The organism is Flavobacterium limicola (genome assembly GCF_003634755.1).
Classification (GTDB): Bacteria; Bacteroidota; Bacteroidia; order Flavobacteriales; family Flavobacteriaceae; genus Flavobacterium; species Flavobacterium limicola.
In genome coordinates this window covers 1289658-1316450 of the sequence record NZ_RBXA01000001.1, presented here as the reverse complement: position 1 = coordinate 1316450, position 26793 = coordinate 1289658, and the positions used below count along the sequence as shown (strand labels likewise).

27 protein-coding genes are annotated in these 26793 nt (G+C 33.4%); 13 read left to right on the top strand and 14 right to left on the bottom strand.

From position 1 onward, the window contains the following. Positions 1 to 95 precede the first annotated feature (95 nt). The 3 genes from BC952_RS05880 to BC952_RS05870 are packed head-to-tail and all read left to right on the top strand — an operon-like array spanning position 96 to position 2606. Complete coding sequence (locus tag BC952_RS05880; protein ID WP_091166499.1) at positions 96 to 782, top strand: cell division ATP-binding protein FtsE; 687 nt, start codon at positions 96 to 98, stop codon at positions 780 to 782. Further along, complete coding sequence (locus tag BC952_RS05875) at positions 782 to 1657, top strand: glycosyltransferase family 2 protein (protein ID WP_121364639.1); 876 nt, start codon at positions 782 to 784, stop codon at positions 1655 to 1657. The genes BC952_RS05880 and BC952_RS05875 overlap by 1 nt, the downstream gene beginning before the upstream one ends. A 13-nt stretch (positions 1658 to 1670) precedes the next feature. After that, positions 1671 to 2606, top strand: a complete 936-nt coding sequence (locus BC952_RS05870; protein ID WP_167445696.1) for a glycosyltransferase family 2 protein — start codon at positions 1671 to 1673, stop codon at positions 2604 to 2606. Here the strand turns inward: BC952_RS05870 and BC952_RS05865 are convergent. Together BC952_RS05865 and BC952_RS05860 are read right to left on the bottom strand one after the other, a co-directional pair. After that, complete coding sequence (locus tag BC952_RS05865; RefSeq protein WP_121364637.1) at positions 2603 to 2998, bottom strand: sugar 3,4-ketoisomerase; 396 nt, start codon at positions 2996 to 2998, stop codon at positions 2603 to 2605. The genes BC952_RS05870 and BC952_RS05865 overlap by 4 nt on opposite strands. 1 nt (position 2999) lies before the next feature. After that, positions 3000 to 4043 (bottom strand): glycosyltransferase, encoded by a 1044-nt coding sequence (locus BC952_RS05860; protein WP_147405262.1) that lies wholly within the window; start codon positions 4041 to 4043, stop codon positions 3000 to 3002. 85 nt (positions 4044 to 4128) lie between these two features. Between BC952_RS05860 and BC952_RS05855 the strand changes: the two genes are divergently transcribed. Further along, a complete protein-coding gene (locus tag BC952_RS05855; RefSeq protein WP_121364635.1) occupies positions 4129 to 5025 on the top strand; it encodes a glycosyltransferase in 897 nt (298 codons plus the stop codon). A gap of 58 nt (positions 5026 to 5083) precedes the next feature. Here BC952_RS05855 and BC952_RS05850 read toward each other — a convergent pair whose 3' ends face one another. The 6 genes from BC952_RS05850 to BC952_RS05825 are packed head-to-tail and all read right to left on the bottom strand — an operon-like array spanning position 5084 to position 11316. Next, positions 5084 to 6136, bottom strand: coding sequence for an acyltransferase family protein (locus BC952_RS05850; RefSeq protein ID WP_121364634.1), 1053 nt, complete (start codon positions 6134 to 6136; stop codon positions 5084 to 5086). After that, positions 6133 to 7593 (bottom strand): oligosaccharide flippase family protein, encoded by a 1461-nt coding sequence (locus BC952_RS05845; RefSeq protein WP_279629643.1) that lies wholly within the window; start codon positions 7591 to 7593, stop codon positions 6133 to 6135. The genes BC952_RS05850 and BC952_RS05845 overlap by 4 nt, the downstream gene beginning before the upstream one ends. Positions 7594 to 7632: 39 nt before the next feature. After that, entirely contained in the window at positions 7633 to 8637 is a 1005-nt protein-coding gene (locus BC952_RS05840) for a glycosyltransferase family 2 protein (RefSeq protein ID WP_121364632.1), read from the bottom strand. Further along, entirely contained in the window at positions 8625 to 9731 is a 1107-nt protein-coding gene (locus tag BC952_RS05835; protein ID WP_121364631.1) for a DegT/DnrJ/EryC1/StrS family aminotransferase, read from the bottom strand. Before BC952_RS05835 ends, BC952_RS05840 begins: the two co-directional genes overlap by 13 nt. Beyond that, positions 9728 to 10678, bottom strand: a complete 951-nt coding sequence (locus BC952_RS05830; protein ID WP_121364630.1) for a FemAB family protein — start codon at positions 10676 to 10678, stop codon at positions 9728 to 9730. The genes BC952_RS05835 and BC952_RS05830 overlap by 4 nt, the downstream gene beginning before the upstream one ends. 35 nt (positions 10679 to 10713) lie before the next feature. Then, the gene (locus BC952_RS05825) at positions 10714 to 11316 is read right to left on the bottom strand and encodes a trimeric intracellular cation channel family protein (RefSeq protein WP_113665326.1); all 603 of its coding nucleotides are present in this window, start codon (positions 11314 to 11316) and stop codon (positions 10714 to 10716) included. Between the two features lie 162 nt (positions 11317 to 11478). Between BC952_RS05825 and BC952_RS05820 the strand changes: the two genes are divergently transcribed. The 7 genes from BC952_RS05820 (at position 11479) to BC952_RS05790 (ending at position 19618) form a co-directional block, all read left to right on the top strand. Beyond that, positions 11479 to 12264, top strand: coding sequence for a TrmH family RNA methyltransferase (locus BC952_RS05820; RefSeq protein WP_121364969.1), 786 nt, complete (start codon positions 11479 to 11481; stop codon positions 12262 to 12264). 53 nt (positions 12265 to 12317) lie between these two features. Continuing rightward, positions 12318 to 13865: a serine hydrolase gene (locus BC952_RS05815; RefSeq protein WP_121364629.1), complete on the top strand. Its 1548-nt coding sequence runs from the start codon at positions 12318 to 12320 to the stop codon at positions 13863 to 13865. Between the two features lie 99 nt (positions 13866 to 13964). Further along, entirely contained in the window at positions 13965 to 16187 is a 2223-nt protein-coding gene (locus BC952_RS05810; protein ID WP_121364628.1) for a RelA/SpoT family protein, read from the top strand. A 121-nt stretch (positions 16188 to 16308) separates the two neighbouring features. Next, positions 16309 to 16791: a Fur family transcriptional regulator gene (locus BC952_RS05805; RefSeq protein WP_121364627.1), complete on the top strand. Its 483-nt coding sequence runs from the start codon at positions 16309 to 16311 to the stop codon at positions 16789 to 16791. A gap of 31 nt (positions 16792 to 16822) precedes the next feature. Then, on the top strand, positions 16823 to 18094 hold the full coding sequence (locus BC952_RS05800; RefSeq protein ID WP_121364626.1) for an adenylosuccinate synthase: 1272 nt from the start codon (positions 16823 to 16825) through the stop codon (positions 18092 to 18094). Positions 18095 to 18155: 61 nt separating this feature from the next. Next, positions 18156 to 18737: a GDP-mannose pyrophosphatase NudK gene (gene nudK / locus BC952_RS05795; protein ID WP_121364625.1), complete on the top strand. Its 582-nt coding sequence runs from the start codon at positions 18156 to 18158 to the stop codon at positions 18735 to 18737. Further along, the gene (locus tag BC952_RS05790; RefSeq protein ID WP_121364624.1) at positions 18737 to 19618 is read left to right on the top strand and encodes a DMT family transporter; all 882 of its coding nucleotides are present in this window, start codon (positions 18737 to 18739) and stop codon (positions 19616 to 19618) included. The genes nudK and BC952_RS05790 overlap by 1 nt, the downstream gene beginning before the upstream one ends. Positions 19619 to 19702: 84 nt before the next feature. On the opposite strand, the gene BC952_RS05785 is transcribed toward BC952_RS05790, so the two are convergent. The 3 genes from BC952_RS05785 to BC952_RS05775 all read right to left on the bottom strand — a co-directional run bounded on the left by BC952_RS05785 (position 19703) and on the right by BC952_RS05775 (position 22776). Further along, on the bottom strand, positions 19703 to 20341 hold the full coding sequence (locus BC952_RS05785) for a peroxiredoxin (protein ID WP_121364623.1): 639 nt from the start codon (positions 20339 to 20341) through the stop codon (positions 19703 to 19705). A 257-nt stretch (positions 20342 to 20598) separates the two neighbouring features. After that, positions 20599 to 21810 (bottom strand): MFS transporter, encoded by a 1212-nt coding sequence (locus BC952_RS05780; protein WP_121364622.1) that lies wholly within the window; start codon positions 21808 to 21810, stop codon positions 20599 to 20601. A 54-nt stretch (positions 21811 to 21864) separates the two neighbouring features. Further along, the gene (locus BC952_RS05775) at positions 21865 to 22776 is read right to left on the bottom strand and encodes an AEC family transporter (protein ID WP_121364621.1); all 912 of its coding nucleotides are present in this window, start codon (positions 22774 to 22776) and stop codon (positions 21865 to 21867) included. Between the two features lie 166 nt (positions 22777 to 22942). Here BC952_RS05775 and meaB point away from each other — a divergent pair, with 166 nt between their 5' ends. Then, a complete protein-coding gene (meaB, locus tag BC952_RS05770; protein ID WP_425269339.1) occupies positions 22943 to 24034 on the top strand; it encodes a methylmalonyl Co-A mutase-associated GTPase MeaB in 1092 nt (363 codons plus the stop codon). A gap of 4 nt (positions 24035 to 24038) precedes the next feature. Here the strand turns inward: meaB and BC952_RS05765 are convergent, their stop codons facing one another. The 3 genes from BC952_RS05765 to BC952_RS05755 are packed head-to-tail and all read right to left on the bottom strand — an operon-like array spanning position 24039 to position 25940. Continuing rightward, the gene (locus tag BC952_RS05765; RefSeq protein ID WP_121364619.1) at positions 24039 to 24269 is read right to left on the bottom strand and encodes a hypothetical protein; all 231 of its coding nucleotides are present in this window, start codon (positions 24267 to 24269) and stop codon (positions 24039 to 24041) included. Between the two features lie 32 nt (positions 24270 to 24301). After that, positions 24302 to 24529, bottom strand: coding sequence for a hypothetical protein (locus tag BC952_RS05760; RefSeq protein WP_091204000.1), 228 nt, complete (start codon positions 24527 to 24529; stop codon positions 24302 to 24304). A gap of 28 nt (positions 24530 to 24557) precedes the next feature. Then, positions 24558 to 25940: an MATE family efflux transporter gene (locus tag BC952_RS05755; RefSeq protein ID WP_121364968.1), complete on the bottom strand. Its 1383-nt coding sequence runs from the start codon at positions 25938 to 25940 to the stop codon at positions 24558 to 24560. A 226-nt stretch (positions 25941 to 26166) separates the two neighbouring features. Between BC952_RS05755 and BC952_RS05750 the strand changes: the two genes are divergently transcribed. Then, complete coding sequence (locus BC952_RS05750; protein WP_121364967.1) at positions 26167 to 26751, top strand: hypothetical protein; 585 nt, start codon at positions 26167 to 26169, stop codon at positions 26749 to 26751. The last annotated feature ends 42 nt before the right edge of the window (positions 26752 to 26793 follow it).

The following is a 26793-nucleotide window of genomic DNA, read 5'->3' as shown; positions in this document are numbered from 1 at the left end:
TATTTGTAATTTTTGTAATTCTGTCTAATACAACAGAATTTATTTTGAATAGAACCGTTATCTTATTACTTTTACCCAATAAACAAATGCAAATTATGTCACAATCCGTACTGTCTTTAAAAAATGTAACTATTTATCAAGAAGGAAAATCTATATTAACAGAGGTAAACTTAGAGGTAAAACATGGTGAATTCCTTTACATCATTGGAAAAACAGGCTCTGGAAAAAGCAGTTTAATGAAAACTTTATATGCTGATTTACCTTTAACGGAAGGAGAAGGTCATATAGTAGATTTTGATTTAGCCACTTTAAAAGAAGATGACATTCCGTTTTTGAGAAGAAAGATTGGTATCGTTTTCCAAGATTTCAAATTGCTTCCGGACCGTACTGTAAATGACAATATGTTGTTTGTACTGAAAGCAACTGGCTGGACAGACAACGTAGAAATGCAAAACAAGATTGACGAAGTTTTGAATAAAGTGGGAATGAGAGATTTTGGCAAAAAAATGCCTCATCAACTTTCTGGAGGAGAACAACAACGTGTGGCCATCGCTCGCGCTTTGCTGAACGATCCGGAATTAATCCTTGCGGATGAACCTACAGGAAACTTAGATCCACAAACGAGCGCCGAAGTGTTGGAAGTCTTAAAGAAAATCAATGCCAACGGAAAAACCATCATTATGGCGACGCACGATTATGCGTTGCTAATGAAATTCCCTTCGAAAACATTGAAATGTGAAGATGCAAAAATCTTTGAAGTGATTCAGCAGCGAAACGCGTAATGCTTTCGATACTAATTCCGGTTTATAATTACAATGTTTATCCGCTAGTTTTGGAGCTGCAAAAGCAATGTATAGATTGCGGAATAGCGTTTGAAATTTTGTGCCAAGACGATGCTTCACAATCAAGTTTGAATGCATTTAATGAGAATGTAAATGCATTATCAAATTGTAGTTTTGTCTCGTTAAAAAAAAATCTAGCGCATCGTGAAAACAGAAATTCCCTAGCTGAGCAAGCAAAATTTGATTATTTGCTTTTTATCGACGGGGACTCCATTATTATTCATGACAATTTTATAAAAAAAAACATTGACAATCTTCATGATTTTGATGTTGTTTATGGCGGTAGGTTGCATCCTGAAAAATGCCCTTTCGACAATCAAAAACTACGTTGGAAATACGGAAAATTTATTGAAGACAAATCTGCCGAAAACCGAAAGAAAAAACCGTATCAATCGTTACTTTTTAATAATACCCTAATTAAAAAAGACTGTTTCAACAAAGTAAAATTTGATAAAGACAGAAAGAAATACGGTCATGATGATACCCAACTTTCGTATCAATTAAGTCTTTTAAAATCTAAAATAAATCATATTGAAAATCCTGTTGAACATGGAGATATTGATACAAATTCGATTTATCTGAATAAAACTAAGGAGGCATTAGAAAATTTGATTTCGTTATACGAAGAAGAAAAAATTGACATTGAATTTGTAAGACTGATTCAATTATATCATTTTTTAAAAAGAACAAAATTAAGTTTGCTAATTTCAAAACTATTTCCACTTTTTGAAAACTTATTATTAAAAAATCTTAAAGGAAAAAATCCTAGTCTATTTATCTTTAATGTTTTTAGAGTGGGCTTCATTTGCAAATAAAAACCATACTGACATGATTTACTTTTCAGTAATAATTCCATTATTCAACAAGGAAAAATTCATAGAAGCCACTCTAGGTAGCGTCCTTGAGCAATCCTTTACAAACTTTGAAATTATTATAGTAAATGATGGTTCTACAGATAAAAGTGAAGAAATTGTTTTAAAATTTAATGATACCCGAATTAAATATTTCTCAAAAAAAAACGAAGGAGTTTCTGTTGCACGAAATTATGGAATACAACAATCAAAGGGAGTTTATATTGCTTTATTAGATGCTGATGATTTGTGGTTTCCCAATCATCTTGAAGTTTTAAATAAATTAATTTATAAATTTCCCGAAGCCGGACTCTATGCCTCAAGATACATTTCGAAAGTGTCCAAAGATAAACATATTACAAACAATTTTTTAAAAATAGCTGAAAATTTTTCAGGTATTGTTCCTGATTTCTTTTATTCTAGCTTAATAAGCAGGATTGCATTAACCTCCGTACTAGCAATCCCAAAGTCCGTTTTAAACAAAACAGGACTTTTCAACCCTAATATTTCAAGCGGACAGGACTTAGATTTATGGATAAAGATTGCACTCTTTTTTCCTGTTGCTATTACAAATCTGGTTACTGTAGAATATAATACAATAGATAGCAACAGCCTTTCAAAAACAAACATTAGAGATAAAAATTTGATTGATTTTTCCCAATTTCAAGAAAACGAAAAAAACAATCCTAGCCTTAAAGCATTTATTGATGTTAACCGTATGGATTATGCATTAAAATTTAAAATTAGTGGAGACTTAAAGAAAGCAAATGAATATTACAAAAGCATCGCCAAAAAAAACATAACAGTAAAAAATTGGATTGTATTCCATTTGCCGCGATGGATTCAAATTCCATTACTAAGATTTAAGAAAAAATTATACAAGAATGGAATCTACTTTTCCGTGTATCGCTAATTATTTTTTAAAGCTAAAAAATCTTCAAATTTACGGATATAATCGCCTTCATCAAAAACGGCAGAAGCAATGACTAAACAAACACTCCCCGAAGAAAAATTATTAAGTTCACGCCAAATTCCTTGGTTAATTAACAACCCTTCAAAAGGTTTGTTAAGGGTTATTATTTGCTGTTCTTGGCCATCATTCAAAACCACATCAAAGCTTCCACTTAAAGCTATGAGAAACTCTTTTTGTTCTATATGAGAATGCCCACCACGCTCAGCACCAGCTGGAACATCATATAAATAGTATACTCTTTTAAATTCAAAAGGCAGAACATCATTTTCAATCACCGATAAATTTCCTCGATTGTCTTCAATTTTTGGAATTAAAATTCGCTCTATATCCATTTTAAATTATATTATGATTCAATAAATTTAACCATTTTTCAATACTGTTTTCATTAGAAAAGGAATTCACGGATGCTTTTGCATTTTCTTTGCATAAATAATAAAGTTGGCTGTCATCTACCATTCTTTCAAATGCTTCTTGAAGTGCTTCAAAATTTTGGTTTTCGACTAACAAACCGTTGTATTCATTTTGTACTAATTCACTTGGTCCTGTTTCACAATCAAAAGAAATAACAGGAATTCCAGAGGATAACGCTTCCAAAATTACCATCGAAAAACCTTCATATTTGCTGGATAGCACTAAAAATTGAGCTTCCCTAATATAACAAAGTGCAGTATCTTTAAAACCTAATAAGTGAATAAAACCGGTCATCTGCAAATATTCAATTTGTTTTTCCAAATGCTCTTTCTCTTCCCCTTCACCCAAAATTACTAAATGAATTTCTCTGTTAGGCAAATTTGATTTACTATAGGTCTCAATTAGTTTGTCAAATTGTTTCAGCTTCACTAATCGTCCAACAGCAATACAATATTTAAAGGAAAGTTTAGAATCGACACACTCCATTTCAATCGCTTTTACAGAAATTGAATTAGTAATTACAACAGCTTTTTCATAATGATACTTCGCCTTTATTTTTTCGTTTAATGCATTTGATACAGCGACAATCTTATAGGCTTTATTCAACATTTGTTGGCCAATCCAATTTACAGGTGTCAGATAAACGTCTAATTTACTGCTGTGAATCGTGTAAATAAATTTGAAACCTACATACATATAATGGATAAATAGCAGCTCCATCCAAGGATTAATTCGATAGCGAAAATCAATTATATAATCAAATTGATTTATTTTTAAATGCTGTTTTAGTTTGAAATATTTTTTGAATTTAGAATAATGGCCTAAATTAATTAAAGTCCCGTGATACGGGTATTCAATTTTATCTTCTAAAACAATCAGGTGAACGTAACAATTCGAGTGATGAAGCAACTCTGAAACATTGCTAAATATACGCTCTAATCCGCCATTGGCCAATTTATATCCCACGAGAGCTATTTTAGTCCTTTTGCCTTGCTTTGCCACTACTGAAGTATTATTTTCGTAACAAATATAAAACTCTTATCTCAAATTCATGCGCAACAGTCCGTTAGTTACCGTTATTTGTTTGTGTTATAATCATGCTAATTTTGTGATAGAGGCATTGGAATCGGTATTAAATCAAACCTATGCTAATGTAGAACTCCTTATTGCAGACGATTTTAGTACAGATAATTCGGTAAAAGTGATTGAAAACTGGCTAAAACAACATCCTGAAATTCCGTTGATAGTGAATAAAAAAAATCAGGGCAACACCAAAACCTTTAATAAATGTTTAAAATTAGCTAAGGGTGAGTATATTATTGATTTAGCTGCCGATGATGTTTTAAAATTAGATTGTATTGCGAATCAACTAAAAGGTTTTAAAGAAACTTCTCATAAAAATGTAGGTTTTATTTATGGAAATGCCGAGTTAATAAGTGAAGAAGGCAGTTTCATCAACGATTATTTTAAAACCGATACCAATCGAAAAAGAATACAATCACAGCCCACAGGCGACATTTATATTGGCTTATTAAATGGCAACAATAATCTTTGCTCTATCAGTTCTTTAGTCAAAAGAGAAGTTTTTGAAACGCTAAACGGTTACGACGAAAACCTGGCTTATGAAGATTACGACTTCTGGATTCGAGCAGCGCGAATTTATAATTTTGATTACATTGATGAAATATTGATTCAAAAAAGAGTGCTACCTGATTCGATGTACACTTTGCTGACCAAGAAAAACAACAAAAGAACCCGTCGATTTAATTTTTCTACTTACTTAATTTTGAACAAAGCTTTTATTCTAAATCGCACAAAAGAAGAATTTACAGCGATGTTGAAAAGAATTCATTATGAAATGACAATTGCTTATAAAACAAGGGATTTTCGTTTGTTAATGAAATATATTTTTTTAGAGTTAAAAGTTAGATTGAAAACAAAAAAGTAAACGTTTCTTATTCGCTTATCTTGATTCTGTAGTTAGTTTAATCACTTTCGATAAAAATTTAAATTCTTCTAAAATAACTATTCAACGGCTTTTCTACATAAAAATAAAGTGCAATCGCAATTATATTTAAAGATATAAAAATGAAAAAATAATTAGTAGAAATTGTATTTAAAAAAGTTCTAAAAAACCCAATGTGAATCAGATAAAAAACATAAGAACTTTTGCCTAACAAGATAAAAAAATTACTGCCTAATACTTTCGAAAATATTGTCTTTTCCTTAATTAGTCCGTAAAAAAGAGGCATTATTCCAAAAACAGGAAATAGTACACTATTAACTATACTTTTTTGAATAAAAAGCAGCTCGGAATCAGGATGATTCTCCAAAATCGACAAAAAATAAATGGAAAATACAATTCCCAAAACACCTACAACCGTAAAAAATTTAAAGTTATAATTTGAATTCTTTTTTAAAAGTAGCCCTAATGTTATACCTACAAAAAATTCAAATATCCGGCCAAAGAAAGTATATCCTAACATAAAATTCATGTTATTCATAAAACCATAAAAGGCGAAATTTTCAAAGATTTCAACTAATAAAGCACCCAATAAAATAAAACAGAATGGAACCACAACTACCATCCATTTGCATTTTTTTATACCTATAAAAAACAAGGGCGCTAGAAAATAAAAGGATTCTTCTACTGTTAACGTCCATCCTTGAGCAATTCCACTAAATTTCAAATCATCAAAAAAACCTCTTAAGAACGTAATGTTCAAAAAATAACTTCCTAAACCGCCATAACTTTTAAAAAAATAATACCCTAAAATAAATGTCAATGAAGTCAAAATAAAATACATAGGGTATATTCGAGCCAACCGCTTTTGTAAATACGATTTGAAATCAAAATCAACACTGTCATAATACCGATGTGTAATTAAAAATCCGCTCAACACAAAAAACAAAGTCACTCCGACGTGAAAACCATCAAAGAAATAATGCACACTAGCACCAAATACCTCTGCTTTAAAAGGATTAAAATGATGTAGGTAAACCATATAAGCTGCAAGAACCCGAATCCCTGTCAATGCCGGAAAATTGACTTGTCTCATTTCTTCAATTTATTTGTAAACTTTAGTACATATTCTTTGATATTAATTCTTTTATTAAATTCTATATAAGAGAAACAAATAGACATCAAACACAAAATTAACAGAATCCAATACGCATTTGGGTAATCAATAAAAAGAACGGTTATTGCTGCCAAGCTTCCTAAAACTGTCGATTTCACTATAATTCCTAACGTATTTTTCCGAAAATTAAATTGGAATTTATTTTTGACCACATTATAGACGTAGAACCCGTAAACCGCGTAATTAAATAACATTGCTAAACCAATTCCGACTAAACCTAGATATTCATACAACAAAATAGTAAAGATAATATTCATCGCATCCCCTAAAAGTTCTTGTTTAAAATAAAGTTTTTTTTCTCCTTTAGCTAAAATTATAAAAGCAAGCGGCCAAATAATTGCTTTAACAATTATTGCTAATAAAGCAAATTTTAGAATTAAAACCACATCAAGAAAATCCTTTGAATAGAGCAGTCTGATAACAACCGGTGCTAAAAAATAAAATCCTAAAATTAATGGTGTAATTAATAATAATGCAACTTCAATTTGATCATTTACCATTTCTTTTACTTGCGGATTTTCTTTTTGAACGATTGTCAGCCTCGGATAAAAATCAGTGGACATGGCGCTAAAAATCATTCCTACATAAGTAATTAACAACGTAGAAGCTACTACATACAACCCTAAAATTGACTCTGAAGTATTCTGAAAATTAAAATACAACTTCAGCAAATACGACATGATTTGCCCAAAAATCACATTAATAGAAAGTAAAAAACCCAATTGAATCATTTCTAATCCACACGAAATAGTTTCTTTTGCACTGACCTGAACAGGAATTATTTCAATCTTTCTTGAAAAAAACCAATTGACTAAATAATTCAAAACAGCTGTCAAAACCAAGACGGGAACAATTCCATCCATTCTAAAAAAGTAATAAATAGGAATAGTAACGCACGTTGCTAAAACAGCATAAATAACCGTTGAAACAGCAATTGCCTTCATTGAACGAGTACCTTGCAAAATCACCATTTTATGGACTGCTAAACTTGAAAAAATAAAATTGATGGATAAGATGAAAAACCAATTTACATAATCGACTGAGCCAAAAGTCCAAATACTTAATGGTTTTGCAAGTACAAAAGTTAGTAAAACACCTAAAATTCCAGTCACAATAGACCATCTTTGGAGAACTACAATTGATTTTGAAAATTGTTCTTGATCTTTTTCAGAATGTGCTAAAGCTACCATTCGCACACCACTAATGTTAATCCCAAATCCCGTTACAGAGGTAATAATAGAGAGCGTGTTTTGCAAAAGCCCTACGATTCCAACTCCTGTTGTACCTAAAAATAAAGCAACAAATTTAGAACTAACCAATCCCACAAGAATTCTCAATACTTGTGAAAAGCCAAAAACTCCCGTTGCTTTTAAAATTGTTTTATGTGATTGATTTGCCTCTATTCCTATTGTATTTTAAATATTACAACCAATGTTCTGGAATTGGTTCTTGAAAAGAAAAACCCATTTTTCCCAATCTTCTGTTGTGGCTTTTGGATTGTTTTCGTCGAATAAAATAGCATTGATTTTTGATACGTTGAAATCGTTTGGAAAATTATCCATGACATCCAATTTATTAGAAAACCATGCCTCATTTAAAATTTTATTAAAAGTAAAAATATCAAATTCACCTGCATCAAAATTTTTATTTGATGCCGAAGATAAAAATCCAGTTGCAACAAATTCTTCATTCATTCGCGCAAATTGAATCTTAGGGTTTCTATACCAAAATTTAACAGCATTTTTCAATTGCAAATTTTCATCCACTTGATTGTTGTGAGTACCCCACAAACTCAAAAAATACTTTTTATTAAAAATAGCGCCCGCTACACCATAAATTGAATAGTAATGTAATGCTTTATCTTTCGAATATAATTTTAAAAACCCCATTGTTTTTCTAATATTAAATCGTGTCATACCAAAAATAAGCCTATACAAAAACGGATTTTTGGTAAAAACATTCGGATTAAAAATTGTTACACTACCCTTATTTTTTATTGTAGTTCCATGAATCAATTTTGGATTATTGAGCCAAAATAATTTTAGGGAAAACACATTCTCCTCAATTAAAATTTTTTGTGTTTCTTCCAAATTAATTTTTCTGGTAAACCAAGTATCGTCTTCTAATAATAAAAAATAATCGGTTGCTTTTTTTGCTGTATTTAACCATAAAGCAATTGGAATTTTCGTGTTTTCTAAATCTTGATTATTTTTAATGCTATTGGATTTTTCATCATAAAATTCAGATTTCAATATTTCAATTTTCGGAAATTTCAATTGAATTTTTTCTAAATATCGAGAAGGTGTTCCGTCGTCTAAAACTTTAATCGAAATAGTTGTATCCAATACATTTGCATAAATGCTTTGAAGGCATCGATCTAAATAATACGGCCGATTAAATGATTTAATTAAAATATACATTGGTTTACTATTTTAATTACAAAGTCCACTTCATCATCTGTCAAAACTGGACTTATGGGCAAACTCAGTACTTGATTATGAATTTTTTCAGTAATTGGAAACGACAAATGATTCCAGTCAGATAATGCTTTTTGATTATGCGGCGGAACCGGATAATGTATTACCGTTTGAATCCCATTTTGCTGTAAATATTCTTGCAAGTTCGTTCTATTCTGCGTTCTAATGACAAACAAATGAAAAACGTGATTATTTGACAAATCCCAAAATGGGAGCGCTATTTTGTCATTTTTAATTTCAGATAAATACCGTTTGGCAATTGCTCTTCGCTTTTCATTTTCAGCATCTAAAAACGGTAATTTCACATTTAAGAAAGCCGCTTGCAGTTCGTCTAATCTTGAATTTACACCAACATAATCATTGTAATATTTGGTTTCCGAACCATAATTCCGAAGCGATTGAATCACTTTGGCTAATTCTAAATCATTTGTGGTAACCGCACCGGCATCACCTAATGCGCCTAAATTTTTTCCCGGATAAAAACTGTAAGCTACGCTTGATTTTTGATTGCTGATTACTGATTCTTGATTTCTGATTGCACCGTGAGCCTGAGCCGCATCTTCAACAATCAGTAAATTATTTGCCATAGCAATTTCATTTATCCTATCCATTTCAGCCAATTGTCCATAAAGGTGAACGACCAGAATTGCTTTGGTTTTTGAAGTAATTTTTTCTACAATTGATTCGGGATTGATATTGTAGGTTTCCAATTTTGGCTCGACCAAAACAGGAATTAAATCTGCTTGTAAAATAGCCAGAATACTCGCAATATAAGTGTTCGCAGGTACAATAACTTCGTCGCCTTTTTGCAATTTCCCTAACTGAATATAACCTTTGAAAATCAAAACTAAAGCGTCAAAACCATTTCCAACGCCTACACAATATTTGGTACCGCAATAGTTGGCAAAACTGGTTTCGAATTCCTTGACTTCATTCCCTAAAACATACCAACCATTATCTAAAACTAATTTCAATTTTTCTTGAAAAGCAGTTTCATACGGTTGGTTTATCTTTTTTAAATCAAGAAATGGTATCATATAAAGTTCATTTTATAAAAATCCTGACTGTAAACAGAGCATCCTAATTCTTCTTTTTGTTTCAAAAGTCCGGCATGATATCCTTTTTCGTTGTCCTCATTTACGATTCCCATATCAAAAAAAAGTTTTCCTTCGCTCTTGAATTTTTCTATTAAATTGATAAATAAAAAATCCAATGCGCGTAATTCTTCCCCTTTTTTAGTGGTAGCTCCATATTGCGATTTAACAACTGTTTCTGTTTCGAAAAGTGTAATACCTGCAATAATAACGTCCTCAAAATATACTGAAAACTGTTTGATATTATTCGGAAATTTTTCCTTTAGTTTAGTAATTTCTTGTAAATTATGTACGGGCGTAGCATTGTATCTCTCCAATAATCTTGGCTCCAAAACCAATTCCCAAAACGATTCCAAATGCTGTTCTTCGACCATTTCTAAATCGAGTTCTTCAATTTTCCTGAAATGCTTTAATTTACTTTTCGAAATTGTCAAAGGCATGGCTAAATTGATACCCAAATTCATTTCTTTTTTATCCAAAAACGCTCCTTTTTTAAGCATGAAAAATTCCATTTCAGAATTGCCTTTTGAAGTGTAAAACAGCGGAATGGATTTAAAAAAGAACGATTGCACCTCATTTTCTTTAAAAAAAGACAAAATAGAATCCAAAATATCTTCTACTTTTTCTCCATTCAATTTAGATGAATAAACCAATCCGCCATACGTTAAACCTTGATGCGAATAAACGATGTCTCCAAATCTATTTGCCGGCAAAACAGCAATTAGTTTTTCATCCTCAAAAACCACCAACGAAAAATCCTCGAATCGATCTTTGTGGTATTCCATAAAATCTCGGTGAAATAAAAAAGTAGCATTTTTGGCCTGACCAATAAAGGCATTCCAATTTGCATAATCACTTTCCCGATATAGTTTGACAGAATAATTTTTCACCGTTAAATTTTAGACTCCGTGAAAGTAATCAATTTTTATTTATGTTCTAAAGTAGGCAAATACCATTTGAATTTCACGGCCATTAAACGAACTGATATAATAACAATTGAAGTAGTCAAATACAGAATATCATTCTCTAAATTCAGTTTTCGAAGCAGGAAAAATACAATCCCGCCCAAAATACAAATAGTAGCATAAATTTCTCTTCTGAAAATAACGGGAATTTCAGTACACAAAATATCTCGGATAACACCTCCAAAACAGGCTGTCATGGTTCCTAAAGCAATACAAATTACAGGATGAAGTCCAATATTGATTCCTTTTTCAAGACCAATCAATGTAAAAACACCCAGGCCAATCGTGTCAAATAAAAATAAGGAAGTTCGTAATCTGTCGAATTTTTTTCGAAAAAGGATTGCCAAAACAAACCCGATGATGATCACATAAACGTATTTTAAATCCAGCATCCATCCTACCGGAGTTCGCCCAATCATTATGTCTCGTAAGGTTCCGCCGCCAACCGCAGTCACAAATGCAATGATAAAAACCCCAAAAGGATCGAGTTTTTTACTCATAGCTGTCAATGCGCCTGACATGGCAAAAGCCATCGTACCGATGATGTCTAATAAATGAAACATTTGGATTGGGATTTTGACAAAAATAGAGAAAATACTCGTGAAATCAGCTTGAAACAACTACAATTAATGAAACTTATGCATCCAAATAAATATTCAAATCCGATTAGAAAACTGGATTTTCTCTATGTATCTTTGTTGCTACTAATTAAATAGTTGAAACTCTTGAAACAAATCACTTCGATACAAAACCCATATATCAAATCTTTAGTGCAATTGCAGGAAAAAGCGAAGGCACGCAAACAGTCCGGTACTTTTTTAATGGAAGGAAAACGCGAAATTTCGATTGCCATAAAAGGCGGTTACGAAATGGAAACACTATTGTTTTTACCTGAAATTTGTTCCGAAACGGATGCCAGAGCATTATCCAAAAATGCGGAACTGATTGAAATCAACAAAGAAGTGTATCAAAAACTGGCGTATCGTGATACCACCGAAGGAATTTTGGCTGTAGCCAAAACTAAATCGATGCAATTATCCGATTTGAAATTATCCGAAAACCCTTTGATTCTGGTTGCCGAAGCTCCCGAAAAACCTGGAAATATCGGCGCTTTGCTTCGTACCGCCGATGCTGCTAATCTGGATGCGGTGATTATTGCCAATCCAAAAAGCGATTTATACAATCCAAATATTGTGCGTTCCAGCGTGGGCTGTTTATTTACCATCCAAATCGCGACCGGAACAACATCAGAAATTATTGCTTTTTTGAAAGAAAGAAACATTAATTTTTATTGTGCGACTTTACAAAACTCCACTTCCTATCACACGCAGGATTACACGACTCCAACGGCATTAGTCGTAGGAACGGAAGCCACAGGATTGACGGAAGAATGGAGAAAAGAAGCGACCCAAAATATTATTATTCCAATGCAAGGTGAAATCGATTCTATGAATGTCTCGGTTGCCGCAGCCATCTTGATTTTTGAAGCCAAAAGACAAAGAGGGTTTTAGATTTAAGATTGCAGATTAACGATTTTTGATAGCAGATTTAAAAACAAAAAAATATGAAAAATAATTTATTCGTTGTAATAGCATTAATTTCAAGCACACTTTCTTTCGCACAAATCAGCTCGACGCAGGTGGATGAATTAGTCGGTCGAACTTTAAAAACTTTCAATGTTCCTGGAATTGCAGTGGCAATAGTCAAAGACGGAAAGATTATTCATACTAAAGGATATGGTGTGAAATCTATTTTGACTAATAAAAAAGTGGATGCGAATACGCTTTTTGGAATTGCATCTAATAGTAAAGCGTTTACAAGCGCCGCTTTGGCAATGTTAGTGGATGAAGGAAAAGTAAAATGGGACGATAAAGTCATCAAATACCTTCCTAATTTCAAGATGTATAATGACTATGTAACGAATGAATTTACGATTCGGGATTTATTGACGCACAGAAGTGGATTGGGCCTTGGCGCTGGAGATTTAATGATTTGGCCTGACGGAAGTAATTTTACAGCACAAGATATCATTCAAAATTTACAATATTTAAAACCGGTTTCGGCATTTAGAACGCAATACGATTATGACAATTTACTGTACATTGTTGCCGGAGAAGTTATTCGCGAAGCAAGCAGTTTGAGCTGGTGCGATTTTGTAGAAGAACGCATGATGAAACCTTTGGAAATGAATCATAGCGCTGCTTCTTTTTTACGTTTAAAAGACACTACAAACATTATTGCACCTCACGTTCCTATTGACGGTAAACTAAAAGTAATCAAACGTTACCAAAACCAACTTTTTGATGCGGCAGCCGGCATTTACTCCAGTGTAAGTGATTTGAGTAAATGGACAATAATGCAAATGAAGAACGGGCAATATGGAGCTGATAACAAGCAATTATTTTCTAAAAAAGAGCATGCAGAAATGTGGCAATTACAAACCATAATTCCTGCGGCCACAAGATCTCCTTACAATACTCATTTCAGTGGTTATGGATTGGGCTGGTTCCTGAGTGATGTAAAAGGATACAAACAAGTAACGCACACTGGCGGATTAGAAGGAATTGTTACGCAAGTGACTCTTATACCAGAACTGAATCTGGGAATTATTGTATTGACCAATCAGCAATCCGGAGCTGCCTTCAGAGCAATTACCAATACTATAAAAGACAGTTATTTAGGAATCCAATCCGAGGATTATGTGACTAACTATAGTGCGAGTTTAAAAGAAAACGAAGCCTCTGCTGACAAAGTAACAGACGAAGTTTGGGCAACCGTAGCCAAGAACAAAAAGGACAAAATTAAAATTGATTTCAAAAGTTTTATAGGAACATACAAAGATAATTGGTTTGGAGAAGTAGTTCTTTCAGAAAAAAAAGGACGCTTGTATTTTGCTTCAAAACGTTCTCCACAACTTACTGGTGAAGTTTTTTTCTACAAAGACACTAATTATGTGGTAAAATGGGACAATGCCTATTTTCATGCTGATGCCCATTTATTTTTTGAATGTGATGCCTCTGGAAAAGCCGTGCGATTAACGATGAAGCCTATTTCTGAGCTAACTGATTTTAGTTATGATTTTCAGGACTTAGATTTTAGTAAAGTGCAATAATCAAGTTGAATGTCACATTTGTTATTTGCACCACGAAACCCTTTTTTACTTGCACATCTCCCAACTAATTTCTATTTTTAGAAAATGAACCATGCCGTTATGACAGAAATTGATATTGAAAAAGAAAATAAAGCAATTGCTCAAGAATACAAAGAATTACTTCGTATTAGCTACCAAACGTTAAGTGATGAAGATAAAAAACTCATCCGAAAAGCATTTGACGTTTCCGTAGAAGCACATAAAGAACAACGACGAAAATCCGGCGAAGCCTATATTTTTCATCCCATTGCTGTCGCAAAAATTGTTGCTTCAGAAATAGGTTTGGGTGCTACTTCCATTGCTGCTGCCTTACTGCACGATGTTGTAGAAGATACACCCACTACTGTTCAGGATATCGAACGTTTGTTTAATCCAAAAGTGGCTCAAATCGTTGAAGGATTAACAAAAATATCATTGGTACAAAAAGATCTGAATGTTTCCATGCAAGCAGAGAATTTCCGTAAAATGATATTGACGTTGAACGATGATGTACGCGTAATTCTGATTAAACTAGCCGATCGTTTGCACAACATGCAAACCATGGATTCGATGCAGGAAGACAAACAAACCAAAATCGCATCGGAAACCCTGTACATTTATGCCCCATTAGCGCATAGATTGGGCTTGTATAACATAAAAACTAAACTGGAAGACTTAGGTTTAAAATACACGGAACCTGCTGTTTACAATGATATTGTCAGTAAAATAAAAGAAACTAAAGAAGAGCAAGATGCTTATATCGAAGATATTTCTAATGTCCTGAAAGCCTCTTTAGATGCCGAAGGAGTTGAATATATTATAAAAGGACGTCCAAAATCTATTTATTCTATTCGCAGAAAAATGCAGGCACAAAACGTAAGTTTTGATGAAGTGTATGATAAGTTTGCGTTGCGTATCGTATACAAAGCGACTCCACATGAAGAGAAATTCGTTGCTTGGAAAATATATTCAATAGTAACGGATCATTACAGACCGAGTCCAAGTCGTTTGCGCGATTGGATTTCTTCGCCAAAATCTACCGGGTACGAAGCCTTGCACATTACAGTAATGGGACCAAAAGGACGATGGGTTGAAGTACAAGTTCGAAGCGAGCGTATGGATGAAATTGCCGAAAAAGGATATGCCGCACATTACAAATACAAGAACGGGGCTACCGAAGAAAGTGGTCTGGATGTATGGTTAAATTTACTAAAAGAAGCTTTAGAAAATTCCGAAACAAATGCAGTAGATTTTGTTGAAGATTTCAAAATGAATTTATATTCTAAAGAAATTTTTGTTTTTACTCCAAAAGGAGAGATAAAATCATTGCCTAAAGGAGCCACTTCATTGGATTTTGCGTTTAGCATTCACTCCGAAATAGGAATCCGAACCAGAGGAACGCGTGTCAATGGGAAATTAGTCCCTTTGAATTTCGAATTGAAAAGTGGGGATCAAATAGAAGTTATTACTTCACAACATCAAAAACCAACCATCAACTGGCTGGATTATGTGACGACTTCGAGAGCTAAAACAAAAATTAAAAACGTTCTAAACGAAAACACCAAGAAAATTGGAGAAGAAGGAAAAGAACTGCTCACCAGAAAATTAAAACATTTAAAGATTACTTTAAGCGAACAAGTAATTAATGAATTAGTTAACTTTTTTAAACTAAAAACAAGCCTGGATTTATTCTATAGAGTCGGAATTGGTGCTATTGAAAACCAACAGCTCAAGGATTACGCTGCGCAAAAGAGCAATACTTTCATTAATTTTTTCAAAAATAAAATGAAACGCTCGCCAAGCAACACCTCGGATGAGGATATTCACAAACCAGTCATAAGCAGTAATTATGACATGCTCGTTTTTGGAAAAGAACACGACAAGCTGGATTATAAATTATCGCCTTGCTGCAACCCAATTCCCGGAGATGACGTTTTTGGATTTGTAACAATCAATGAAGGAATAAAAGTGCATAAAAAAGATTGTCCAAACGCAATTGGCATGCAATCGAATTATGCATACCGAATTATGTCAGCAAAATGGATTGATTCATCGCAAGAAGAGTTCAAAGCCATTATAAACATCACCGGTATGGATGTTCTTGGACTTACCAACCAATTGACAAAAGTGATTTCGAATAACATGCATGTGAATATACAGAGTATTTCTTTGAGTACTGATGCAGGAATTTTTCACGGTCAGGTAGCCGTAATTGTTCAAAACAATACGATTTTGAAAAAGATGATTAATAACATCAAAAAGATTGATGGAATCGATAAGGTAACACGAGAGTATAAAACATAGAAAAGTGGTATTGTTTATTGAAGTCCGTCTTTCGGATTTTTAAACGCAAACGGAATAAACTTGAAACTAAACAAACCGGAAACTTTAAACTTTAAACTAAAAAAATTATCTTTGCCAGCATATGACACTCATTTCCACAGACAACAACAAAAACCAAGAAATTGTAAAAAATGTTTTTACAATGTACCTTGAAAAAAAAGGACATCGCAAAACCCCTGAACGTTATGCTATCCTTCAGGAAATTTACGATAGCGAAGAACATTTTGATGTAGAAAACCTCTATATCAAAATGAAAAACAAAAACTATCGCGTGAGTCGGGCCACCCTTTACAATACGATTGAATTATTATTGGACTGTGCTTTAGTGCGCAAACACCAATTTGGACAAAATCAAGCACATTACGAAAAATCATACTTTGACAAACAACACGATCATATTATCATGACGGATACTGGTGAAGTAATTGAGTTTTGCGATCCAAGAATTCAAAGTATCAAGAAAACAATTGAAGAAATATTCGATATAGAGATTACCAACCACTCGTTGTATCTGTATGGAACAAAGAAACAAAAGAACAACTTGGACGAAGAAAATCGTTCATAAATATAAAAACTAACTACAAATAACATTCAGAATGACGGTAGATTTATTACTAGGATTACAATGGGGAGATGAAGGAAAAGGAAAAATTGTTGATGTTTTAACTTCAAATTATGACATTATTGCTCGTTTTCAAGGAGGTCCAAACGCAGGGCATACTTTGGAATTTGACGGAATAAAACATGTTCTTAGAACTATTCCTTCCGGTATTTTTCATAAAACTGCTGTAAACATTATTGGAAATGGAGTTGTAATTGATCCTGTAGTTTTTCAAAAAGAAATCGAAGGTCTTGAAAAATTTAATTTAGACATCAAAAGCAAATTAATCATTTCAAGAAAAGCGCATTTAATTTTACCAACGCACCGTTTATTAGACGCCGCTTCTGAAGCTTCTAAAGGGAAAGCAAAAATTGGTTCTACATTAAAAGGAATTGGTCCAACATATATGGACAAAACCGGAAGAAACGGACTTCGTGTAGGTGATATTGAATTAGAAGATTTTGCAGATCGTTACAGAGCTTTGGCTGACAAGCATGAAGCAATGATAAAATTCTACGATGTTGCTATCCAATACAATTTAGAAGAATTAGAAAAAGAATTTTTTGAAGCTATCGAAGAACTAAAAAAATTAGATTTTATTGATAGTGAAGAATATTTACATCAAGCTCAAAAAGCAGGTAAATCAATATTATGTGAAGGTGCTCAAGGTTCATTATTGGATGTTGATTTTGGAACGTATCCATTTGTAACTTCATCAAATACTACTGCTGCTGGTGCTTGTACCGGTTTAGGGATTGCTCCAAATAAAATCAAGGAAGTATACGGAATTTTCAAAGCTTACGTGACACGCGTAGGAAGTGGTCCGTTCCCAACGGAACTTTTTGACGAAGATGGTGCAACTATGGCACGTGTAGGAAACGAATTTGGATCTGTAACCGGAAGACAAAGACGTTGTGGCTGGTTAGACTTAGTAGCACTTAAATATGCTGTTCAGGTTAATGGCGTAACGCAACTGATGATGATGAAAGGCGATGTGCTTTCAGGGTTTGAAACGTTAAAAGTATGTACGGAATACAATTATAAAGGAGAGAAAATTTCTCACTTCCCTTATAACATCGAACCAGAAAATGTAACTCCAGTATACCAGGATTTCAAAGGATGGAAACAAGATTTGACTGGTATGACAACCTATGATGAATTACCGACAGAGTTGAAAGAATATATTGCATTCATTGAAAAAGAAGTGGAAGTTCCTATCAAAATAGTTTCTGTAGGTCCAGACAGAAAGCAAACTATTCTAAAATAAGATTACCAAACGTCCCGATAAATCGGGACGTTTTTTTTAGTTAAAAATCCAATCCAAGCGAATGAAAAACCCAATTATTAAAATACAAAAAACCGAATTGCTATCAGACAATTGGTATATTTTAAACAAAGTAACTTTTGACTATCAAAAAAAAGACGACTCTTGGATTACCCAAAAAAGAGAAGTTTATGATAGAGGAAACGGAGCTGCCATTTTACTTTATAATACAAAGCAAAAAACAGTTATTTTAACACGTCAGTTTCGCTTGCCAACCTATCTTAACGGAAATGAAACAGGAATGATGATTGAGGTTTGTGCAGGACTTTTAGACCAAGATAATCCGGAGCAATGCATCATTAGAGAAACCGAAGAAGAAACAGGATATCGAATTTCTAAAGTCAAAAAGGTAATGGAAACCTATATGTCTCCAGGTGCTGTAACTGAAATTTTATATTTATTTGTTGGTGAATACGATGAATCTATGAAAGTAAGCGATGGCGGAGGCGTAGCACATGAAGAAGAAAATATAGATGTGATGGAAATGTCTTTTGACGAAGCGTATGCTATGATTGAATCCGGTAAAATGCAAGATGCAAAGACGATTATGTTGTTACAATACGCAAAAATTCATAATTTGGTTTAATGAGCAATACTACTAAAGGAGTTTTGTTTGCCTTATTTGCTACCTTGCTATGGTCCGTAAATATGGTAATTGCCAGTGGCATAAAAGGACACATCCCTCCTATTGGATTGGCTTTTTGGCGCTGGACAGTTGCTTGTATCGTTTTGGCTCCGTTTGCTATAAAAAGCACTATTGAAAATTTAAAAATTGTAAAGAAACACATTCGGTATCTTACGCTTACAGCAGTATTAGGCATCACAATTTTTAATACGCTGATTTACTTTGCAGGAAAAACAACAAGTGCAGTCAATTTATCGTTAATCGCCATTTCGATTCCGTTATTTATTGTTGTACTCTCTAGAATTATTTTTAAAGAGAAAGTGTCCAATATAAAAATAGTCGGAATTATAACCATAATCACAGGAGTTTTAGTTCTTATTTCCAAAGGTTCATTAGAAGTATTACTCCATATCAACTTTACTATTGGGGATTTATTAATGCTAGTGGCTTGCTTCTTTTTTGCTTATTACACCATATTAGTTCGCAAAAAACCAGATGAACTAAGCCCAAAAGTATTTTTGTTCAGTGTTTTTGTAATTGGTACAATTTTACTGTTCCCTTTTTATATATATGAAGACATCTATTATAAAAAAGTGATTTTTGACACTAAAACAGTCTTGGTAATCACATACGTTGGAATTTGTGCTTCCTTAATTTCATTTTATTTATGGAACGAGGCTATTCGATTAATTGGGACGTCAAAAACTGCCTTAATTTATTATTTGATTCCTGTATTCAGTGGGATTCTGGCGTATTTTTTTCTTAATCAGGCCATTTTGCTCACCCAAATCATAAGCATGGGAATCATTATTTCCGGGTTATTAATTACCAATAAAAAGTAAAAAATATACTTTTTACAAAATAGAAAAGCAGAATGAAAAATAAATTCATTCTGCTTTTCTATTTAAAAAATATACTGAAAATTACTATTTATTAGGCTGCGGTGTCATTCTTAAATAAGGTTTTATTCTTTCGTAGCCTTTTGGAAATTTAGCAGCAATATCTTCATCCTTAACCGAGGTCGAGATTACCACTTTATCCCCATCTTTCCAGTTGGCAGGTGTTGCTACGCTATATTTAGATGTCAATTGTAAACTATCAATTACACGCAATAATTCATCAAAATTTCTACCGGTTGATGCTGGATACGTCAATGTTAATTTTATTTTCTTGTCTGGTCCAATTATAAAAACAGAACGAACGGTGAAACTCTCACTCGCATTGGGATGAATCATATCATATAATTCAGCAATATGCTTGTCTTCATCGGCAATTATCGGGAAGTTTACTGTTGTATTTTGAGTTTCATTGATGTCTTTGATCCATTCCATGTGCGAATCTACTCCGTCAACACTCAATGCGATTACTTTTACATTTCGTTTTTCAAATTCAGGATAATAATTTGCAACTGTTCCTAGCTCAGTGGTACAAACAGGTGTGAAATCAGCCGGATGGGAGAATAGAACTCCCCAAGAATCTCCTAACCATTCATGAAATTTTATTTTTCCTTGTGACGTTTCTGCTTCAAAATCAGGAGCAATATCGCCTAATCGTAATGTTGCCATAGTAATTTAATTTATTGATTAGTAACACTGTAAGGTATTGAAATAAAAGCAATAAAGAAGAAAACTAATCTTAAAATTGTACTAATGTTTATGAAAAACAGAAAGAAATACTTCCAAAAAATGCAATGAGAAAACCAAATGCCCTAGCCCTGATCGCAACGGCATCTCCCGATTTAGAAAAACAAGGCTTTTTCGGCCGTAGTTTTTCTAAATCGGGAATACAGTGCAAAGCAGGAAACAGCTCCTAAAAAGAAGTGCTATTTTTTCTTTAAATTGGGTAAAAACAGCGCTATAATCCCAATCAAAGGCAGATAGGCACAAAGATAATAGACGTACGTTATGCTGGTGTGATCGGCAAGATTTCCCAACAAAGCAGAACCTAAACCGCCCATTCCAAAGGCAAAACCATAGAAAAGGCCAGAAACCATTCCGAGCTTTTTAGGCAATAATTCTTGCGCATAAACCAAGATTGCCGGAAATGCAGAGGAGATTATGATTCCAATTACAACCGACAAAACGCCTGTCCAAAATAAATCAACATACGGCAACAATAATGTGAAAGGCGCTGCTCCCAAGACAGAAAACCAAATCACATATTTTCTTCCGAATTTATCACCTAACGGTCCGCCAATTAACGTTCCAATGGCACAAGAAGCCAAGAATAAAACCAAATGAAATTGCGCTTCCTGAACCGATAGTTCAAATTTTTCGATTAAATAAAAGGTAAAATAACTGGACATACTAGCCATGTAAAAGAATTTTGAAAATATCAAAACCAGCAAAATTCCCACTGAGATTACTATCTTTTTTTGGGATAAATTAGGCAAATCGATAACCGTTTTCTTTGCACTTCTTAAACTTAAATGGTTTTGGTACCAAAGTGCAATTCTACTCAAAACAATCAATCCGATGATGGCAACAACTACAAACCAAATGATATAATATTGTGAATTTGGAACTACTATTAAGGCGACCAACAATGGTCCAATTGCTGTTCCGGCATTCCCTCCCAACTGAAAAATGGATTGTGCCAAACCACGCTTTCCGCCAGATGCCAAAAAGGAGATTCGGGAAGCTTCAGGATGAAAAATGGAAGAACCAATTCCAACCAAAACTACCGAAATAATAATCATTTCAAAACTGGAAGCATACGACAAACATACAATTCCTGATAAAGTAAAAAGCATTCCGAAAATTTGAGAAAAAGGCTTTGGTCTTTTATCCGTATACAAACCTACCAAAGGCTGCAATATAGAAGCTGCCAATTGATAAGCCAAGGTGATTAATCCGATTTGTGTAAACGTTAAATTAAAATTTTCCTTCAAAATAGGATATGCTGCCGGAATTACCGCTTGCAATAAATCATTCAATAAATGGGCAAATGCGATTGAAAATAGAATGGAATAAACAGTTTGCTGCGCAATAGGAGTTGTTTCTGTTTTAGAAACAGTATCAAGAGATGAATTCATATTTTTAAATAAAACTATATTACTAATTATAGGTTCAGATTCGGTCTTTAAAATTTAAACATACTGAACCACAAAATACCAAAATAACAAGGTGACAAACGACAATGGGATACCAAAACCAATCATCATACTACTTAGACGGGGTTTTAAACCGTGTGTAGACGCTAAAATGCAAGCCGTTATCATAGGCGCCATAGCCGACTCCATTATAGCAACTTGAATAACTTTAGAATGCTGTTGCAAAATTACGACATACAACACGTAAATGAGAGCCGGAGTCAGTATTAATTTATACAAAAGTCCCAGTCCTAAGAATTTCCAATGCTGGCTTTTTCGTTCAAAACGTAGTTGCAAACCAACAGAAAGTAAAGCCAAAGGCGTTACTCCACTTCCCAATTTTTGGAATAAAAGCTGCAAATATTCATGGAAATCGACATTAAAAACATTCATCAAACAGGCAATCAAAAAAGTTATAAATGGCGGAAAAAAGAGAATCTTCTTTGCAATTTGAAAACCATTTGGATTACCACTGGAATATAAAGTTGCCACTAGAATTCCTAAGGTAGAAAGAACCACAAAAGAACCAGGTTGATCGACTAAAATAGCCGTTTTCAAACCTTCTTCCCCATATAATGCTTCAATTATTGGGAAACCCAAAAAGGAAGTATTTCCTAAACCTGCCGTTAAAATTAAACAACCAATAAGTTTTTTAGACCAACCGAATTTGCTTCCCAAAAAACTAAAAAATAAATAGGAAACAATAAACCCAATCCAGGCAACTCCAATTGGAAACAATAATTCAGTACTCCATTTTATTTTTGGAATATAATATAAAGCCAAAGCAGGAAGACAGATGTAAATAACAATCTTATTTAACAACTTATAAATACTTACGGGAAACCCCTTTATATTTTGGAAAATAATTCCAAGGAATAGGAAAACAAAGATTAGGATGAAGTTGGTCATAATACCGCAAAGATATTGACTAATGAGAAATAAAATGATTTCAAAAAAATAAAATTTGTGAAATATCCTCCGCAAAAAAAGAGCCATCAAAATGAAATGACATTTTAAGAGAATGACTGTCTATTCAAGATAGTTTTTATTATTTTTACTATTCTAAAAAATAGTTTTGCCAAATAAAAAACACCATCCAAGCGCCTTAAACGAAAAACCCGGAATTTCTGCTCCTGAAATTATCAGCTCAGTTGCTGTTGGGCATATTCAGAAATTTAGAAAAATACAACCTTCGGCAAAAGAACTCGTTGAAGGAATTTTAGACGAAAATATTACTGCGCTGAGCCGCGCGATTACTTTAGTAGAAAGCACGAATGTCAATCATTTGGCGAAAGCCAACGAAGTAATAAATGCCTGCTTACCTTATGCCAATAAATCTGTAAGAATAGGAATTACCGGCGTTCCAGGCGTTGGAAAAAGCACCTTTATTGAAGCTTTTGGAAAATACCTGACTGGTTTAGGAAAAAAAGTAGCGGTACTTGCCGTTGATCCCAGTAGTACCATATCGCATGGAAGCATTTTGGGTGATAAAACCCGAATGGAAGAATTGGTCAAAGATAAAAATGCTTTTATACGTCCATCCGCTTCAGGAGAAACATTAGGTGGTGTGGCTCGAAAAACCCGCGAAACCATAACGCTTTGTGAGGCAGCCGGTTTTGATACCATCATTATAGAAACGGTTGGCGTAGGTCAAAGTGAAACTGCCGTTCACAGTATGGTTGATTTTTTTCTTTTATTAAAAATTTCTGGTGCCGGCGATGAATTACAAGGTATCAAACGCGGAATCATGGAAATGGCAGATGCTATTGTCATCAACAAAGCCGATGGAGATAATATCAAAAGAGCCAATCTTGCCAAACTGGAATTTAATAGAGCATTGCATCTTTTTCCTGCCAAAAAATCAGGTTGGACACCCACAACCGCAGCCTGCAGCGCCATAACCCATGAAGGAATATCCGATGTTTGGGAAACCATTCAAAAATTCCTAGAGTTGACAAAAGGGAATAATTATTTCTTTGAAAAACGAAAAGAACAAAACCAATATTGGATGTTGGAAACCATAAACGAACAATTGAAAACTAATTTTTACAACAATCCAGAAATTCAAAAATCTTTGGAATCAACTAAAAAAGCGGTGCAAAATGATGAAATTTCACCCTTTGCAGCCGCTCAAAAATTATTGGAAACGTATTTTAAAAAAGACTAAAATATTATTTTATGATCTTTCTTTCTAAATAGGTTTCGTAACCATATTTAATCATTGTTACACCAATGACAATATTTAAAAACTTACCTATGACATAACCCACAGCATGTCCATATTTGTAAGCGTCTCCAAACTTTTCAACTGGTTTAATTTCAAAAGGTAAAAAATTATAAACACCACCTATTAAGAACATTGTGCCTATAATAAACATAGAATACATAAATACATTTTTCATTTGAATATCAGTTAAGTAAAACAAAATATTAGTTACTCTTCGTAAAGTTTGATTTCTCTATCATAAAACTCATTAGCAAGAACTATTAATCCTTCCATTTCAGCATTTAATTCTGCCTCGTCAAGATCTTCAGCTTCTTCCATAAATTCTACCTCATCATCTTTAAGATTAATGATAAATCTTGGGTAATCAAGGTGTATGATGAAAATATCTTCGGGAAAATCAGTATTGTCGCCTAGTAAAAATTTTGGTAATTCCATGAATTTAATATTTAAGTAATTTATTATTTTATTTATTCTCGTTTTGCATCACCAAATTTCTTGTCAATCTCGCAAAGCGAATATACAAAAATAAAGCGGCAGCTGTTAATCCCGCTAAAAGTCCGATCCAAATTCCAACAGCTTTGAGTTCTGTGTATTTTCCTAAATAATAGGAAATAGGAAAACCAATAACCCAATACGCCACAAAGGTAATATACATAGGGATTTTCACATCTTGCAAACCACGTAATGCTCCCAAAACAACCACTTGAATTCCATCAGAAATTTGGAAAATGGCCGCAATCAATAGCAATTTTGAAGTGATTAGGATGATTTCTTCGTTATCCAACATTTGAGTCGAATCGCTCATATTCAAGAATAGATGCGGTAAAAAATTATGAAATGCCACAAATATTATCGCAAAGATCGTTTCTAATATAATTGCCAAAAGAAAAATAGATCTTGCCACGACAATCAAGTTTTTATAATCGTTCATTCCTTTTGTGTGACTAACTCGGATCATTGCGGTAACACTTAATCCCATAGCTACCATAAAAGTTGAGGATGCCAGAATAAGTGCAATCTGATTGGCAGCCTGACTATTTTTCCCCAGAGAACCTGAAAGCCAAATAGCAGCGGTAAACAACGTTACTTCAAACAACATCTGCATAGCTGAAGGCAAACCAAGATTGATGATTTTTTTCAGAATTGATTTTCGGATTTCTTTGAAACTGAAATTCTTAAAATATTTTTTTAAAGCCGAATTTCGTTTCATTAGGTAATGCATAAAAACCACCATCATTATTCTGGACAATACCGTTCCCAATGCAGCACCCAGAATCCCTAATTTTGGAAAAATCCAAATTCCGTAAATCAGTACATAATTAAAGAAGATATGTACGACATTTGCCATAAAAATAGCATACATCGAATATTTTGTTTTGGCTAAACCATCTGCAAATTGTTTGTAACCCTGATACATAATCACTGGAATCAATGAAAACGCCACCCAGTCAATATATGGAGCGGCCATATCAGCCACTTCTTTGGGTTGGTGCATCAAATACATAATTTGTTTAGAGAGCACTGTCAGAATAAATAATGCAACTCCTAAAACCGTACATAAAAGCAATCCGTGGTGAAAAGTAGTGCGGATTTTTTGATCGTCTTTTTCAGCATCAGCCTCAGCAACTAATGGCGTAATTGCCGTAGAAAACCCTATCCCTAATGATAAAGCTATGAATATAAAACTGTTGCCCAACGAAACCGCTGCCAACTCAGTAGAACCTAACTTACCTACCATGAAATTATCAACAATTCCTATTAATGTATGTCCCAACATTCCCAAAATTACGGGATACGCTAATTTAATATTATAAGAAAACTCTTTGAAGTACTGAGATAAATTCACTTTTTGTCTTTTTTTGAGCAAATATAATTAGAAGCTTTGAATTGTATCGATACAATTGAATATATAACAACCTTTTTTAAAACATTACATCTAAAAGAAGTAATTCTATAACAAAACCAAGTAATTCTATAACATTTCAAGCGATTTCGAGCTATACATTTGCACCGTTGTTTTGTACCAATTAAAAATCAAAATGACAAAAAAATTAATAATAAATATTACAATTATGAAAATCGCAGGAAAAATTAAAACAGGATTTGTATTAGCAATAGCAATGATGTTTGCTACCAATGTAGAAGCGCAAGAAACAACAAATGAAGCAACAAATTACGACCAAGGATTCCGTTTAGGTGTTGGTGCAAATGCAGGATATTCAGTTAATGATCCTTACAAATTATCACTTGGTGCAGATGTAAGAGGACAATATGATTTATCAAAAAGATACTCTTTGACGTTGACTACAGGTTACACTAATTTATTTGTGAGCAAAGCTGATGGGTTTCCTGGTCAAACAGAAGGAAAAGATTTAGGTATCATCCCAGCTAAAGCAGGTTTTAAAGCTTTCGTATGGAATGACCAATTTTACGTAATGGGAGAAGCTGGTGCAGCATTTGCAACAAGTAATGTAGAAAATACCAGAGATAAAACTTCTTTATTGTTATCTCCAAGTATAGGTTATGCTACTAAATACATAGATATTTCTTTGAACTATACACACTACAATCATTTTGATCGTTTAAACAGTAACGGTTCTCTTGGTAGAGGAGTTGGACAAGTAGGTGTTCGTTTAGCTTATGGTTTTGAACTATAAAACTGTTTTGAATTAGTTAAAAAAATGCGCTGAAATTCAGCG

Coding starts and splice junctions, on each gene's coding strand:
- BC952_RS05880 (WP_091166499.1), top strand. CDS start 96: ATGTCACAATCCGTACTGTCTTTAAAAAATGTAACTATTTATCAAGAA.
- BC952_RS05875 (WP_121364639.1), top strand. CDS start 782: ATGCTTTCGATACTAATTCCGGTTTATAATTACAATGTTTATCCGCTA.
- BC952_RS05870 (WP_167445696.1), top strand. CDS start 1,671: ATGATTTACTTTTCAGTAATAATTCCATTATTCAACAAGGAAAAATTC.
- BC952_RS05865 (WP_121364637.1), bottom strand. CDS start 2,998: ATGGATATAGAGCGAATTTTAATTCCAAAAATTGAAGACAATCGAGGA.
- BC952_RS05855 (WP_121364635.1), top strand. CDS start 4,129: ATGCGCAACAGTCCGTTAGTTACCGTTATTTGTTTGTGTTATAATCAT.
- BC952_RS05850 (WP_121364634.1), bottom strand. CDS start 6,136: ATGAGACAAGTCAATTTTCCGGCATTGACAGGGATTCGGGTTCTTGCA.
- BC952_RS05840 (WP_121364632.1), bottom strand. CDS start 8,637: ATGTATATTTTAATTAAATCATTTAATCGGCCGTATTATTTAGATCGA.
- BC952_RS05835 (WP_121364631.1), bottom strand. CDS start 9,731: ATGATACCATTTCTTGATTTAAAAAAGATAAACCAACCGTATGAAACT.
- BC952_RS05825 (WP_113665326.1), bottom strand. CDS start 11,316: ATGTTTCATTTATTAGACATCATCGGTACGATGGCTTTTGCCATGTCA.
- BC952_RS05815 (WP_121364629.1), top strand. CDS start 12,318: ATGAAAAATAATTTATTCGTTGTAATAGCATTAATTTCAAGCACACTT.
- BC952_RS05810 (WP_121364628.1), top strand. CDS start 13,965: ATGACAGAAATTGATATTGAAAAAGAAAATAAAGCAATTGCTCAAGAA.
- BC952_RS05805 (WP_121364627.1), top strand. CDS start 16,309: ATGACACTCATTTCCACAGACAACAACAAAAACCAAGAAATTGTAAAA.
- BC952_RS05800 (WP_121364626.1), top strand. CDS start 16,823: ATGACGGTAGATTTATTACTAGGATTACAATGGGGAGATGAAGGAAAA.
- nudK (WP_121364625.1), top strand. CDS start 18,156: ATGAAAAACCCAATTATTAAAATACAAAAAACCGAATTGCTATCAGAC.
- BC952_RS05790 (WP_121364624.1), top strand. CDS start 18,737: ATGAGCAATACTACTAAAGGAGTTTTGTTTGCCTTATTTGCTACCTTG.
- BC952_RS05785 (WP_121364623.1), bottom strand. CDS start 20,341: ATGGCAACATTACGATTAGGCGATATTGCTCCTGATTTTGAAGCAGAA.
- BC952_RS05780 (WP_121364622.1), bottom strand. CDS start 21,810: ATGAATTCATCTCTTGATACTGTTTCTAAAACAGAAACAACTCCTATT.
- BC952_RS05775 (WP_121364621.1), bottom strand. CDS start 22,776: ATGACCAACTTCATCCTAATCTTTGTTTTCCTATTCCTTGGAATTATT.
- BC952_RS05765 (WP_121364619.1), bottom strand. CDS start 24,269: ATGAAAAATGTATTTATGTATTCTATGTTTATTATAGGCACAATGTTC.
- BC952_RS05760 (WP_091204000.1), bottom strand. CDS start 24,529: ATGGAATTACCAAAATTTTTACTAGGCGACAATACTGATTTTCCCGAA.
- BC952_RS05750 (WP_121364967.1), top strand. CDS start 26,167: ATGAAAATCGCAGGAAAAATTAAAACAGGATTTGTATTAGCAATAGCA.